This window comes from Streptomyces sp. NPDC001851 (assembly GCF_040297165.1).
Classification (GTDB): Bacteria; Actinomycetota; Actinomycetes; order Streptomycetales; family Streptomycetaceae; genus Streptomyces.
In genome coordinates this window covers 50,026-63,409 of record NZ_JBEOYR010000035.1, presented here as the reverse complement: position 1 = coordinate 63,409, position 13,384 = coordinate 50,026, and the positions used below count along the sequence as shown (strand labels likewise).

Below are 13,384 nucleotides of genomic sequence, written 5' to 3'. Positions count from 1 at the left end.
CCATCGTCCTGCCCGGCCATGACAGCAGTTGCGAGCGGGTGTGCGTACGGCCCGGGGTGAGCCCTCCGGGGGCCAGAGCGTGCATGCCGAACAGGCCCGCAACATCCCGAGCACGAGCAGCGCCCGCCACCGGCGTACCGGCGGTCGCGCGGAGTGCTGCTCCGGACTTGTCATCGGCGTCATCCTGGGCGGCGAGCGGGAGACGGGCTCAGTGGTGGTGTCCGTTGTGCATACGGGCGTGGTCGTGCTCGTGTTCCGTGTGGTCGGGCGATCCGCCCATCATGCGCAGCATCGCCGGGCCGCCGGTGCGCAGGAAGCGGACGACCAGGGCGGCGGCCAGCAGCAGGAAGGCGATGTTGAGCCAGGTCGTGTAGGTCCAGGTGACGCCCTCTTCGGGGATCTTCGCGCGCGCCTGGTCGGGGACGAGGCCCAGACCTCCGAACGCGAACTCGACGGCGTAACCGGCTACCGCCATCGCGGCGAAGAACGTGCCCAGCAGGAACGCCGCCATCCGCGCCCCGTAGTACTTCCGGTAGATGTTCAGGATCGGCAGGATCAGCAGGTCCGCGTAGATGAAGGCGATCACGCCGCCGAAGCTGATTCCGCCCTTCCACAGCACCACCGCAAGCGGGACGTTGCCGATGGAGCACACGAACGTCGCGATCGCCACCAGCGGTCCGACGAGCGGCCCGATCAGCTTGGCTGCGAGCGGATGGCCCTCAAGGAAGAACGCACGCCAGAAGTCGTCCGGCACCCAGGCGGCGACCGCGCCGGCGATCAGCAGGCCGGCCACCAGGTCGCGCAGGATCGCGGCCCACTCCATGACGAAGATGTGCGAGACGGAGGTGAGTCCGTCGCGGGAGAACAGCCGACGGGCGAAGCCGCCCTCACCGTGCACGGACATGTCCATCGCCGCATGACCCTCCATGGACCCCGCCAGCCCGCGCTCGGCCTGCTCACGCGCCCGGTGCAGCAGCCGCTCACGGAGGAACACGCGGAACAGTGCGGCGAGTACGACGATCATGATCGGGCCGCCGACGAACTCGGCTGCCGTGAACTGCCAGCCCATCAACAGCGCCAGGATGACCCCCAGTTCCACCACGAGATTGGTGGAGGCGATCTCGAACGCCATCGCCGCCGTGAAGTCCGCCCCCTTGCGAAACAGGGAGCGGGCGACGGCGACGGCCGCGTACGAGCACGACGACGAGGCCGCACCGAGCCCTGCGGACAGGGCGAGCGTGCGGGGCCGGTCGTCCCCGAGCAGCCGTACGACCGTCTCCCGGCGCACCACCGCCTGCACCACGGCCGACAGGGTGAAGCCGAGGATCAGTGCCCAGGTGATCTCCCAGGTCATCGATCCGGCGATGAACAGCGCGTGCCCGATCGCATCCATGATGCGCACCCTTCCCCGTGGCGGCTCGTCTCTCTACCGAGCGTACCCCTGGGGGGTATGGCTCAGCGTGAGGCAGTCACCTGATCGGTCGGCAAGTCCTAGTCGGCACGGTCGTCCGGTGCCGGGCCGCCAGGGGGCGGAGACTGCCGCTCGTGTGTGGTCGTCCATGCCCTGTAGAGCGCTGCGAGGGCCGCGGCTGTGCCGGCTATGGAGTCTGCCGGAACGCCGAGGAGCGTGAACGCAACACCAGCAGCCAGAATCGAGAGGAAGACGATCATGTCCAGGATGCGGTCGGAATGCGGGCGCTGACGTTTCTTACCCATGGTGTCCTTCCGGAGCGAGTGGTTGGATGGCCCGTCGGCTGTTCAGCGACCCTGCCGATCCGGCCCACACCTTGGTATCCGCGCCGCGTCAGCGGGGGAAGGTGAGCTTTGGTGCCTGGACAAAAGCGCTGGTCAGGATTTTTGCTTCCTGTCGTGGAACCGTGGGTAGCCTCATGCCATGTCAGGACAGGGGGGTCCCGGCAGGGACGATGACGAAGCGCCGGCCCGGCGACAGGGTCGGCCGCGGAAGAGCCTGGACGTGGCCGGGCGTGATCCGCACATGCGTGAGTTCGCCCGGGAGTTACGAGAACTTGTGGGGAGCTCCTACAGAGCCTCGGGAGCGCTTTTGAGCGCCTCGGAACTGTCCAGGGTCTGCAGCGGCCAGAGACTCGTGGCGCTTGACACGCTGCGCAGGCTGTTGGAGTCCAAGGGGGCCGAGCCCGAGTATGTCGAGTACTGGGAGCTGAGATGGGTCTTGGCCTATCAGCATCTGAAGGCTTCGGGAAGCAGGGCGCTGCCCACGAGGAAGGGTGAGGCGGAAGAAGCCATGGCGATCGCCGCGCAGAAGGCAGATCGCCTGCAAGTACTCGCTGACGAGGTACAGGCCAAGCAGGACCACGCTCGTTACCGGGCTCTGCGCGCCGCTGAGCGACTGCTCGCCGAACTCGATCACTCCTTGCCCAACGCCAGGCGGAAGTTCGGCCACGGTCCAGAGGCCTGCTGGGTCGATCTCACGGACTATCTACGCCGCCTGATCCTGCTTTTCACCGAGCGCGAGGCCCACGAGAAGAACAACAAACACACCATGAGCGAGGTACTCCCTCGCCTGGCCGGTCTGGCCGAGGTCACGGGTGTCGAGGGGTGGCGGGAACTGGCCGGGCAGATCGCCGCAGCCTACGAAGAAGCACACCGTGAGGGCTGGGAGGTCATGTCTCCGCCGGGCCTTGATCCCGCTGCTCCTCCTGCCTACGTCGACCGGTACTCCCACTTCCGCGCGCAGGCGGGCCGAAAGGCCGGGCAACTGGCCAGGGAGAGTGTCTTCCTGGCCGAGAAGCCGGTCCTCTTCCCCTCCTCACCCCTGGATCTCGACCGCTACGACCCGCCGCGCAGCCACTACCGACACGCTGCCCCCGTCAGCGCCGCGTGCGCCGGCGCACTGCCCCTCGCCTTGTGGGCGACGGATGCACCGGCGCCCTGGCTGGCGGTCGGCTTGTACTCCGTCGTTCTCTTCCTGGGCATGTGGCTGATCTGCCTGGTGCACAGGGCCGAGGCGCGCCCCGACTAGGAACTGAACGCCACTGAACGACCGAACAGGTCCCAGGCGCCGCAACCTTGGTGCTGGTCCCCTTCGACGCTCGACCGAGGCACCGGCGCCCCCGTGCGGTTGTCGCAGCTTCTTGCGAGTCAGCGTCGCTCACCACCCACGGTCCGCCTCACGCTCCGGACTCCGAAGTCCTCCACGGGGACCGGGGCCATGCCTTCACCGTACGCGGCCACCGGACCCGCGCGTCGGTCAGCAGGGCAGGTCGAGGGTGACGGTGGTCCCGAGCCCGGTGTTCTCGGCGCGTGCGGTGCCGCCGTGTGCGGTGGCCACGGCGTGGACGAAGGCGAGCCCCAGTCCGGAACCTTCGCCGGTGCGGCTGGCCTCGGCGCGGGCGAATCGGTCGAACGCCCGGGGCAGGAACTCCGGCGGGAAGCCGGACCCCTGGTCCATGACACGCAAGCGAAGCGCGCTGTCGTGGACGGTGGCCGTGAGGCGGACGGTCCCCTGTCCGTGGCGAAGGGCGTTGTCGAGCAGGTTGCCGATCGAGGGCCGCAGCCAGCGGGCGTCGACGTCGACGCTCGCGCGGGCGGCGTCGATGATCAGGGCACGGCCCGCCCGCTCGGCGGTGCGCCGATGCGGGGCGACGGCGGCCTCTACGAGGTCGGCGAGTTCCACGGGGGCACGGGTGATGTGCTGGGTGCTGTTGAGTTCTTCCAGGTCAAGCAGGGCGTTGGTGAGGTCGATCAGGCGCTGGACCTCGGCGTCCACGGAGCGCAGGGTCTGGTTGAGTTCCTCGGCCGAGCGGGGGCGGTGCAGGGCGACGTCGACCTCGGCCCGGAGCAGCGACAGCGGGGTGCGCAGTTCGTGGCTGGCGTCCGCGACGAACCGGCGCTCGCGTTCGGCGGACTCCGCCAGGCGGTCGAGCATGTGGTTGAGGGTGTGGCCGAGGCGGGTGATCTCGTCGTCGTGGTCGGCGGGCACGTCCAGGCGCAGGTTCTGGGCGCCGTCGGCGAGGGTGGCGGCCCCGCTGCGGTAGCGCTCGACGGGGCGCAGGGCGGCGCGGGCGGTGCGGTAGCCGACGTAGGAGGCGGCGATCAGGGTCAGGCCGGAGGCGATGGCCAGTTGGGCGAGGAGTTCGCGCAGCGCCTCGTCGCGGTGGCCGCGCCGGACGGCGGCGATCACGATCCGGGGCTGTCCTTCCGCCGTGACGCGTTTCGCCTGGAGGCGCAGGGTGCCGGGCGTGATCGGGAGCAGGGAACCGACGTCACGCCGGACCGTGGCACCGCGCCTGACGGCGCGGAGTTCGGCGGGGGTGAGCAGCGGCTGGTGGCGCAGGGAGTCGCTGGAGGTAAGGACGCGGCCGTGTGCGTCGAGGACCTGCTGGAGGCTGCCGCTGGGGCCGGGAGGGAGCCGGGTTCCGGTGCGGACCGCCTGGTCGAGGCTGTGCCGGTAGGTGGTCAGGTCGTCGTTCAGCTGCTGGTCGAGGGCGGTCCTGACCCGCCAGTAGACCAGTCCGGCCGCTCCGGTCAGTACCAGGGACATGGTGATGGCGACGGCCAGCACGAGGCGCGTGACGACGGGCAGCCGCCGGAACCACGGCCGCAGTCGGCCGGGCAGGGTCATGGGGTGGTCTCCAGGCGGTAGCCGCGCCCGCGCAGGGTGGTGATCGTCGTACGGCCGAAGGCGCGGTCGGCCTTGGCGCGCACCTTGGAGACGTGGACGTCTATGGCGTTGCTGCGCAGGTCGGTCTCGCCGTCCCAGACCTCGTCGAGCAGCTGCAGGCGGGTGACCACGCACCCGGCGTTCGCCATCAGCACCCGCAGTACGTCGAACTCACGCCGCGACAGGTCGAGCTCGGTGTCTCCACGCCAGGCGCGCTGCTGCTCGGGATCGAGGACGAGGTCACCGACCTTCAGGCGCCCGGAGTGCTCGGGACGGCGCCGGGATATCGCGCGGAGCCGGGCCAGCAGCTCCTCCATGGCGAACGGCTTGACCAGGTAGTCGTCGGCGCCGGCGTCAAGGCCGGCGACCCGCTCGCTGATCGCGGCGCGCGCGGTGAGCAGGATGACGGGGATGTGTATGCCTTCGGCGCGCAGTGTCCGGCACACCTGGACCCCGTCCATGCCCGGCAGCATCACGTCGAGGACCACGGCGTCCACGCGCGGGTCGCGGGCGGCAGCGAGACCGGACGGTCCGTCGTAGTGGCCCTCGGCGGTGTGCCCGGATTCGGTGAGGTAGCGGACGACCAGGTCCGTGAGGCGGGTCTCGTCGTCGACGACCAGGTAGTGCATGCCGGCCAGGCTAGCCGCCCGGCAGGGGTCCGGATCCCAGGTGCGGGGGCTTCATGGTCTGTTCATGTGACTTCCCTACCGTCGTTCACGTCGCGGTGCTCCGCGGACCGCGACCGGTCCGCCGTTCCCACGCGCCGGGACGGAAGGGACAGACATGCACGCACTGGTGCTCGCCGCCAAGGGCATCGCCGGCCACATCGCGCCCATGGACCTGATGACCCGCGGCGGTCTCGATGTCATCGCGCTGCTCGTCATGGTCGGCTGGCTCTACCGGCGCCGCCGCAGCGCCCCGGCGATGCCGCTGGTGCTGGCCGCGCTGAACATCGGCCTGTTCGCCGCGATGAGCACGATCAGCGCCGGGAAGTTCCCGGCCGGGGTCGGATTCGGCCTCTTCGGCATCCTCTCCCTGGTCCGGCTGCGCAGCGCGGCGTTCACCCTGCGCGACGTCGCCTACACCTTCGTGACCCTGGTCATCGCCCTGTGCACGGGGCTGCCGCACCGGCAGATGTGGCTGGTGGCCGTACTGGACGCCGTGGTGCTGCTGGCGGTGCTGCTGGTGGACGACCCGAAGTCGTACGGGCCCCCGACCCGGACGGTCAGGCTCACCCTCGACCGGATCTACCCGGAGCCCGCGCTCATCGCCCACGACGTGGCGCTCCGCTTCGGGCAGGCGCCGCTGTCCGTGGTCGTCGACGAGGTCGACTACGTCCGCGAGACCACCCGGGTCTCCGCCCGCTACCCCGCTCAGCCCGGGGAGCCGACGGCTGCCCCGGACGCCGAACCGCGCGAGCAGGTGACGGTGTCATGACCTCCGCGTCCTCCTTCGCCGTCGGACTGGGTCTTTCGGCACTGCGCGGCGCGACACTGGCCGAGGTCGACGCGGCCGCGGCCCTGCAGCACCGCACCGACCGCAAGTACCTCGTCCCGCTCGACCGAGCCCGCGACCTCGTCGCCGGGCTCGCCGACAGCCACCGCGTCCTGGACCTGGCCGGCCGTCGTACGACGAGCTACCTCAGCACCTACTTCGACACCGAGCAGCTCGCCGCATGGCGGGCCCATGTGCAGCGGCGTCGCAGACGCTGGAAGGTACGCACCCGCCTGTACGCGGAGGACGGGCTGTGCCGGGTCGAGGTGAAGACCAAGGACGGCCGCGGCGCCACGGTCAAAGACGCCCTCAAGGTCCCGGCCACCGCGTACGGCGAACTCGACGCGCAGGCAGCCGAGTTCGTGGAACAGGTGCTGGCCGCATCCGGCATCCCTGTCACGGCCGAGGAGCTGGCCCCCGCCGCAGAGGTCCGCTACGTCCGCGCCGCCCTCGCCGACCTGGACCACGGCACCCGCGTCACCCTCGACGGCGCACTGACCTGCCACCACGGCGACCGCACCGCCGCGCTCGATTCCGGCCACGTGCTCGTCGAGACCAAGGGCGGGGTCCGGCCGGCCCCGGCCGACCGGCTGCTGCTGAACCTGGGCGGCAGGCCCGTCTCCCTCAGCAAGTACGTCATCGGCCAGTCCCTGCTCACCCCCGGTCTCCCCGACAACGACGTACGCCGCCTCGCTCGCACCCACTTCACCACCGGGGCGAGCACGGTACCGCTCTACGAAAGGACCCCCGCCGCATGAACGTCCTGCGCGGCATCACATGGCCGTACGCCCTGATCGCGCTGCTCGCCGTCGCGGCCGTCGCCGTCGGCGTGGTACGACCGCAGCTGGTCTCGGCCGCCACCGGCGGCTCCGCGAAACCCGGGGCGACGGCGCTGATCAAGCAGAACCCGCCGCCCACGCTCTTCACCGACGCCGAGATCGCCCCGATCGGCAAGCAGGCCGCGGCCCAGCACAAGAAGGCGGATGCCCTCTTCGCCCAGTGGAAGAAGGCGCATGGCACCACCCGCGACGACAAGGCGTTCGCCGCCTGGGCCGCACAGCAGGTGCCTGCCCCGCCCACGGTGAAGCAGCGCAGCGCCGAACTCCGCCAGGACCAGCAGCTCGCGAAAACCCGCACGGCAGCCGGCAAGAAGGCCGCGACCTGGCTGGAACTGCACGGCAAGAAGGACATCTGGCAGCTCTACCTTCACGACCAGCGCGAACTGATCCCCACCGCGCAGGGCACGGCCGAGAAGACCGAGCTCAAGGCGGCCCTGAAGCTGGCCAAGACGATCAGCGACCAGCTGGCCGCCAAGGACAAGCAGCCCGCCCCGTTCGTCCTGGACCCGACCCTGCGCCCCGACAAGCACATCAAGCCCGGCGCCAAGGGGCCGTACTCCTACCCCTCCCGACACGCGGCCCGTTCCGCAGCGGCCGTCACTCTCCTCAGCGCCCTCTCCCCGCACCGCGCCGAGGACTACCGGTGGATGCAGGCCGAAGTCCTCTATTCCCGCCTCTACATGGCCGGCCACGTCACCAGCGACCTCACCGCCGGCACCCTGCTCGGCGACTTGATCGGCGACTACGAACTCGCCGTCAACGGACACGGAGATCGCTGAAGACCCGGCGATCTGCCCGCCAGGCCAGCCGGTCGGGAGTCGTGAACGCGCGGGTATCTGTCCGGGGGCGTGCACCGAGAGATTTCTCAAACATCAGATGATATCCTGACATTCTCTCAGGTCGGCAGTAAATGACAGGAAAAGAGTATGAGCCGTCCGCTCGCCCTCACGCGTGAGACGCTGGAAACAGTGTTTGATCCGGCTGAATTGATTGTCGCGCCGGAAGGAAACCTACCCGCTATCGGCGATCCCGACGCCAGGGAAGTCCTGGGAACGCTGGGAATTCCGGTCTGGGACAATCCGTGGTTCGACATGGACGCTGAGCTGGCAGAGCGGTTCGGGCGCGTCGAGGACTGGGATGGCAAACTCACCGACCGTTACTCCGTCGTCCCCACGGGAGCGGACAAGTGGATCGGTTTGGGCATGATCCCCTATGACGGTCTCGCCTTCGATCCTGGCACTGGCGCGGTCTACTGCCTGCCCGACGATTCCGAGATCTACCTGTGGAACAGCTCGCTCCGGTCTTTCGTGCACTTCCTGTACCTCCTCCAACTGGAACGCCCGCACTTCGACGCGCAATGGGAAAGCGAGATCGAGGTGCCTTACGACCCCGAGGCCGCACAGGTCCGGGTCCGGAGGGCCATGATGGCTGTGGATCCGGCAGCCCTGGAGAACCCCGATTCCCGCTGGCACGGGGTCCTCACGTACATCGTGGATCCCGAACACCACTTCATTTAAGGGCGCTTGTCTGCGACCCGGCGCTCGGCGAGGGTGCTGCCCTTGTGCTCCGGCGAGGGCGAAAGCGTGTGTGAGCCCATACGCCAGTGCCCGGTCGACGGTGTTGGAGCGTCTTGCCGACGGGCGGTCACCTGGAAGGTACGAGAAGAAGATCACGCCGGGCTCAGGCGGTCTTGGCCGTGCTCGCCTCACGCGGTACGGTCTGTCCGATATCGACGACGGCGAGACGGAAGCCGGTGGGAATCCGGCACGGTCGCGCCACTGTATGCCTGACACCCATAGGTGTCGGGTGAGTCAGACCCGTGGCCGTCGTCCAGTGCACCACCGAGATGGGACGCGAACTCCCAGAGGAGGTTCTGCCATGGCGCAGACCGTCGCCCAGCCGACAGCCACCACCCCAGCCATCCCCGCCAAGCTGCCGCTGAAGGCGATAGCTCCCTGGGCGGTCTTCTTCGGCATCCTGATGCTGGTCCTGCTCTACTTCGTCGGCGCCGAGCAGGGCGCCACCTCCGTGTTCAACGGCACGGACGTCCACGAGTGGGTACACGACGCCCGCCACCTGCTCGGCTTCCCCTGCCACTGACGCGAGGGGACCGCGCACCACCATGAACTCCGCAACGGTAAGAAACCTCCTCGTGCGAGGCATGCTCGCCGGCCTCGCCGCCGGCGTGCTCGCCCTGGTCATCGCGTACCTCCTCGGGGAGCCCAGCGTCGACAAGGCGATCGCCTTCGAGGATGCCCACTCCCACGAGCACGAGATGGAGGTCGTCTCCCGCTCCCTGCAGTCCACCGCCGGCCTCGCCACGGGCGTCCTCGTCTACGGAGTGGCCTTCGGTGGCATCGCCGCGCTCGCCTACTGTTTCGCGCTCGGCCGTGTCGGCCGCTTCGGCCCGCGGGCGACCGCGCTGCTGCTGTCCGGCTGTGCGCTGCTCGCGGTGTACGTCGTGCCGTTCCTGAAGTACCCGGCCAATCCGCCCTCGGTCGGTGAACCCGACACCATCAGCAAGCGGACCAGCCTGTACTTCCTGATGATGCTGCTGAGTGTCCTGCTCGCGGTCGCCGCCACCATCCTGGGCAAGCGCCTGGCACCCAGCCTGGGCACCTGGTGGGCGACGGTGGTCGCGGTGGCCGCGTTCGCCGTAGTGATCGGCCTGGCCTACCAGTTCCTGCCTGTCATCAACGAGGTGCCGAAGGACTTCCCGGCCACCTTGCTGTGGCGGTTCCGGCTCTCGGCGCTGGCGATCCAGCTGAGCCTGTGGACAGGATTCGGCCTGCTCTTCGGCGAACTGGCGGAACGCCTGCTGAACCCCAAGCCGGCGACGGCCACGAGCGGCCGCGTGGTTCCGGCCGCGCACTGATTCCTTCCGGACAACAGAGGGCCCTTCGGAACCATCCGGGGGCCCTCTGGCGTTCCCTGGACACCCAAGCGCACCCATCCGCAAGAACGGCACGGCAAGCAGCTCGACCGGATGCGGATCACCCAGCCGGGGAGTGGAGGAAGCGAGTGGCCAGAGCACCCCAGCCGCGTCATATAACCCTCGGTGGCCGTGAGGCGGTCGCTCTCACCCGGGAGGAATACGACCAACTGATCGCCAGCCGTCGGCAGATCGGCGGGCAGAGCGCCCGGGTCCGGGTCCTGGCCCAGCAAGCCAAACGCACCGAAGAGCTGGTGCACGACCTGGAGGCACTGGTCGCCGCACAAGGAGAGGGCTGCAAGCAGCAGCTCCACGCCTCTTCGCCGAGGTGCCCCGAACGGCAGGCCACTCCGAAGAATGCCGACGGCTCCTGCCTGCGCTGCGAGGTGGCGGCGCTGCTGCGCCGCCACCGGGATGCCGCGTCCTGAACCACCGGTCAGGGTCTAGTCGACGTCCGGCACTGCCAGTGGCTGTCCCAGCCGCAAGTTCCAGCGCCCGGACCGGCCACTGAGTTCGGTGACCGTCAGCGGTGGGACATCAAGGCGCCAGAAGACAGCGGCGGGCATGCCCAACGCTTCCGTGATCGCCGCCCGCACCACCTCCGGCTCGACGACCGCGAGCGTGCGACCTTCGCCATCCCGCGCTGTCTCCAACCACCGCGCGACCCTCTCGCACAGGGCCTGTACGGACTCACCCCCGTGGGGTGCGCTGCCGGGGTCGGTGAGCCAGCGGGTCACCGCTTCCGGCTCGGCAGCCGCCACCGCGTCCAGCGTGCGGCCCCGCCAGCGGCCCACATCCAGCCCGCCCAGTTCCGGTGTCTCCGCGCCGCTGAGGCCCAGAGCAGCAGCCGTCTCCCGGCAGCGTGCAGTCGGGGACATGACCACACGCCCGGGCACGGACAGCGACCCGGACGCCTCACGGGCGCGAGCCACGCCGATGCCGTCGATCGACTCACCGTCGTAGAAGCGGGCCCGCCGCAGCGAGGGGCTCGTTGCGGGCGAGACGAAGGTGAGGCGGTTGCTCACGTGGCTGTTCCTTCTGTCGGGGTCGTGCGGCGTGGGCCGCCGCCGCGGTGACGCACATGCCGAGGGTGATCGGTGGCCCACAGTGCGCGGAGGGGTTGCCGGTCCAGCATGACGGCTCCTGCGCGCCCATCATGAAGGACTCGTCAGTTCACGAGGCGGACAGCTCCCCTCGGACGGTGCGGGCGGCGGCGACCAGGTTCTCCAGGGAGGCGCGTGTTTCGGGCCAGCCGCGGGTCTTCAGGCCGCAGTCGGGGTTGACCCAGAGCCGGTCTGCGGGAAGGGCCTTCAGGCCCGTGCGGAGCAGGTCGGCGGCCTCCTCGGCGCTCGGGACGCGGGGGGAGTGGATGTCGTAGACGCCGGGTCCGGCCTCGCGCGGATAGCCGTGGGCGGCGAGCTCGCGGGCGACCTGCATGTGGGAGCGGGCGGCTTCCAGGCTGATGACGTCGGCGTCGAGGTTGTCGATGGCCTGGACGATGTCGCCGAATGCGGCGTAGCACATGTGGGTGTGGATCTGTGTGTCCGGGCGCACCCCGCCGGTGGTCAGCCGGAAGGCTTCCGTCGCCCAGTCCAGGTAGGCCGGACGGCCGGCCGCGCGCAGCGGCAGGGTCTCGCGCAGCGCGGGTTCGTCCACCTGGATCACCGAAGTACCCGCCGCCTCCAGGTCGTTGACCTCGTCGCGCAGGGCGAGGGCGACCTGCCGGGCCGTGTCGGCGAGGGGCTGGTCGTCGCGGACGAAGGACCAGGCGAGCATGGTGACCGGGCCGGTGAGCATGCCCTTGACCGGGCGGTCGGTGAGGGATTGGGCGTACGTCGTCCAGCGCACTGTCATCGGCTCGGGGCGGGAGATGTCACCGGCGAGGATCGGCGGGCGGACGTAGCGGGTGCCGTAGGACTGGACCCAGCCGTGCCGGGTGGCGAGGTAGCCGGTGAGCTGCTCGGCGAAGTACTGGACCATGTCGTTGCGTTCGGGCTCGCCGTGCACGAGGACGTCCAGGCCGGTCTTCTCCTGGAAGGAGATGACCTCCTGGATCTCCGCCTTGATCCGTTCCTCGTAGCCGGCGGTGTCGATGCGGCCGGCGCCCAGGTCGGCGCGGGCCGTGCGCAGTTCGCCGGTCTGCGGGAAGGACCCGATGGTCGTGGTCGGCAGCAGGGGCAGGCGCAGGTGGGCCCGCTGGGCCGCGGTGCGTTCGGGGTAGGACTGGGAACGGCGGGTGTCGGCGTCGGTGACCGCGGCGGCGCGGGCCCGCACGGCCGGGTCGTGAGTGAGGGGCGAGTCTGCTCGTGAGGCGAGGTCGGCGCGGTTGGCGGTCAGTTCGGCGGTGATCGTGCCGGTGCCCTGGGCCAGGCCCCTGGCGAGCGTGACGACCTCGCGTGTCTTCTGCTGGGCGAAGGCGAGCCAGCGCAGGATCTGCGGTTCGATGTCGCGTTCCGCGGTGGCGTCGAGCGGGACGTGCAGCAGGGAGCAGGACGCGGAGACGTCGACCCGGGCGGCCAGCCCGAGCAGGGTGCCCAGGATGGACAGGGACTTGGCCAGGTCGTTGACCCAGATGTTGCGGCCGTTGACGACTCCGGCCACCAGCCGCTTGCCGGGCAGACCGCCGGCCGCGGCGAGGTCGTCGAGGTTGGCGCCGGCGGCCTCGGTGAAGTCCACGGCCAGGCCCTCGACCGGTGCCTTGGCGAGTACCGGCAGGGCCTCGCCGAGCCGGTCGAAGTAGGACGCGACGAGCAGCTTGGGCCGGTCGGTGAGGGCGCCGAGGTCGCGGTAGGCGCGGGCGGCGGCGTCGAGTTCGGCCGGCGTGCGGTCCTGGACGAGGGCGGGCTCGTCCACCTGGACCCACTCCGCGCCCGCCGCCCGCAGGTCGGCGAGGACTTCGGCGTACACCGGCAGCAGCCGGTCCAGCAGGGTGAGCGGCTCGAAGCCGGCCGGTGTGCCGGGTGCGGGCTTGGCCAGCAGAAGGTAGGTGACCGGGCCGACCAGCACGGGCCGAGCGGTGAGACCCAGTGCCAGCGCCTCCTTCAGCTCGTTGACCTGCTTGGTCGCGTCGGCGGCGAAGACCGTGTCCGGACCCAGTTCGGGTACCAGGTAGTGGTAGTTGTGTCGAACCACTTGGTCATCTCCAGCGGCGCGACGTCCTGGGTGCCGCGGGCCATCGCGAAGTACCCGTCGAGCGGATCGGCGTCCACGGCCCCCCGGTGGCGGGCGGGGACGGCGCCGACCATGACGGTGGTGTCCAGGACATGGTCGTAGTACGAGAAGTCGCCGGTGGGTACCTCGTCGATCCCGGCCTCGGTGAGCTGCTGCCAGTTCGTACGGCGCAGGCCGGCGGCGGTGGCGTGGAGGGCGTCGGCGGTGATGCGGCCCTTCCAGTAGCCCTCGATCGCCTTCTTCAGTTCGGGCCTCGTAGCGGTTCTCCAGCTTGGGCAGGTAGAAGTACGGGCCTTGCCCGGCGTC

12 protein-coding genes, 1 pseudogene and 1 riboswitch are annotated in these 13,384 nt (G+C 69.9%); of the genes and pseudogenes, 8 read left to right on the top strand and 5 right to left on the bottom strand.

Features of this window, described 5'->3' with window-relative positions; all coding sequences use genetic code 11:
* Positions 1-208: 208 nt before the first annotated feature.
* Entirely contained in the window at positions 209-1,393 is a 1,185-nt protein-coding gene (locus ABT171_RS36510; RefSeq protein ID WP_351250714.1) for a permease, read from the bottom strand.
* 669 nt (positions 1,394-2,062) lie between these two features.
* Between ABT171_RS36510 and ABT171_RS36505 the strand changes: the two genes are divergently transcribed.
* A complete protein-coding gene (locus tag ABT171_RS36505) occupies positions 2,063-3,001 on the top strand; it encodes a hypothetical protein (protein WP_351250713.1) in 939 nt (312 codons plus the stop codon).
* A gap of 228 nt (positions 3,002-3,229) precedes the next feature.
* On the opposite strand, the gene ABT171_RS36500 is transcribed toward ABT171_RS36505, so the two are convergent.
* Both ABT171_RS36500 and ABT171_RS36495 read right to left on the bottom strand, forming a co-directional pair.
* Positions 3,230-4,603, bottom strand: coding sequence for a sensor histidine kinase (locus tag ABT171_RS36500; RefSeq protein ID WP_351250712.1), 1,374 nt, complete (start codon positions 4,601-4,603; stop codon positions 3,230-3,232).
* Positions 4,600-5,271 carry a response regulator transcription factor gene (locus ABT171_RS36495; RefSeq protein ID WP_351250711.1) on the bottom strand — a complete coding sequence of 224 codons (672 nt, stop codon included), beginning with the start codon at positions 5,269-5,271 and terminating at the stop codon, positions 4,600-4,602. The genes ABT171_RS36500 and ABT171_RS36495 overlap by 4 nt, the downstream gene beginning before the upstream one ends.
* A gap of 154 nt (positions 5,272-5,425) precedes the next feature.
* On the opposite strand from ABT171_RS36495, the gene ABT171_RS36490 reads away from it, so the two are divergent.
* The 7 genes from ABT171_RS36490 (at position 5,426) to ABT171_RS36460 (ending at position 10,335) form a co-directional block, all read left to right on the top strand.
* Positions 5,426-6,079, top strand: a complete 654-nt coding sequence (locus ABT171_RS36490) for a DUF4956 domain-containing protein (RefSeq protein ID WP_351250710.1) — start codon at positions 5,426-5,428, stop codon at positions 6,077-6,079.
* Positions 6,076-6,894 carry a polyphosphate polymerase domain-containing protein gene (locus ABT171_RS36485; protein ID WP_351250709.1) on the top strand — a complete coding sequence of 273 codons (819 nt, stop codon included), beginning with the start codon at positions 6,076-6,078 and terminating at the stop codon, positions 6,892-6,894. Before ABT171_RS36490 ends, ABT171_RS36485 begins: the two co-directional genes overlap by 4 nt.
* Entirely contained in the window at positions 6,891-7,754 is an 864-nt protein-coding gene (locus ABT171_RS36480; RefSeq protein WP_351250708.1) for a phosphatase PAP2 family protein, read from the top strand. Before ABT171_RS36485 ends, ABT171_RS36480 begins: the two co-directional genes overlap by 4 nt.
* Positions 7,755-7,901: 147 nt before the next feature.
* Positions 7,902-8,492, top strand: coding sequence for an SUKH-4 family immunity protein (locus tag ABT171_RS36475; protein WP_351250707.1), 591 nt, complete (start codon positions 7,902-7,904; stop codon positions 8,490-8,492).
* A gap of 181 nt (positions 8,493-8,673) precedes the next feature.
* Positions 8,674-8,818: riboswitch (cobalamin riboswitch) on the top strand.
* A gap of 35 nt (positions 8,819-8,853) precedes the next feature.
* Positions 8,854-9,075 (top strand): CbtB domain-containing protein, encoded by a 222-nt coding sequence (locus tag ABT171_RS36470; RefSeq protein WP_208030505.1) that lies wholly within the window; start codon positions 8,854-8,856, stop codon positions 9,073-9,075.
* 22 nt (positions 9,076-9,097) lie between these two features.
* On the top strand, positions 9,098-9,850 hold the full coding sequence (locus tag ABT171_RS36465) for a CbtA family protein (protein WP_351250706.1): 753 nt from the start codon (positions 9,098-9,100) through the stop codon (positions 9,848-9,850).
* Between the two features lie 146 nt (positions 9,851-9,996).
* Positions 9,997-10,335 (top strand): hypothetical protein, encoded by a 339-nt coding sequence (locus tag ABT171_RS36460; protein ID WP_351250705.1) that lies wholly within the window; start codon positions 9,997-9,999, stop codon positions 10,333-10,335.
* A gap of 15 nt (positions 10,336-10,350) precedes the next feature.
* Here ABT171_RS36460 and ABT171_RS36455 read toward each other — a convergent pair whose 3' ends face one another.
* A complete protein-coding gene (locus ABT171_RS36455; protein WP_351250704.1) occupies positions 10,351-10,932 on the bottom strand; it encodes a histidine phosphatase family protein in 582 nt (193 codons plus the stop codon).
* Between the two features lie 148 nt (positions 10,933-11,080).
* Positions 11,081-13,329, bottom strand: a pseudogene (metE, locus tag ABT171_RS36450) (5-methyltetrahydropteroyltriglutamate--homocysteine S-methyltransferase); the annotation flags it as partial.
* Positions 13,330-13,384 lie beyond the last annotated feature (55 nt).

Bases quoted from the DNA above. Each gene is read 5' to 3' on its own strand.
- ABT171_RS36465 (WP_351250706.1), top strand. From the start codon at position 9,098: ATGAACTCCGCAACGGTAAGAAACCTCCTCGTGCGAGGCATGCTCGCC.
- ABT171_RS36490 (WP_351250710.1), top strand. From the start codon at position 5,426: ATGCACGCACTGGTGCTCGCCGCCAAGGGCATCGCCGGCCACATCGCG.
- ABT171_RS36495 (WP_351250711.1), bottom strand. From the start codon at position 5,271: ATGCACTACCTGGTCGTCGACGACGAGACCCGCCTCACGGACCTGGTC.
- ABT171_RS36510 (WP_351250714.1), bottom strand. From the start codon at position 1,393: ATGGATGCGATCGGGCACGCGCTGTTCATCGCCGGATCGATGACCTGG.
- ABT171_RS36500 (WP_351250712.1), bottom strand. From the start codon at position 4,603: ATGACCCTGCCCGGCCGACTGCGGCCGTGGTTCCGGCGGCTGCCCGTC.
- ABT171_RS36480 (WP_351250708.1), top strand. From the start codon at position 6,891: ATGAACGTCCTGCGCGGCATCACATGGCCGTACGCCCTGATCGCGCTG.
- ABT171_RS36485 (WP_351250709.1), top strand. From the start codon at position 6,076: ATGACCTCCGCGTCCTCCTTCGCCGTCGGACTGGGTCTTTCGGCACTG.
- ABT171_RS36470 (WP_208030505.1), top strand. From the start codon at position 8,854: ATGGCGCAGACCGTCGCCCAGCCGACAGCCACCACCCCAGCCATCCCC.
- ABT171_RS36475 (WP_351250707.1), top strand. From the start codon at position 7,902: ATGAGCCGTCCGCTCGCCCTCACGCGTGAGACGCTGGAAACAGTGTTT.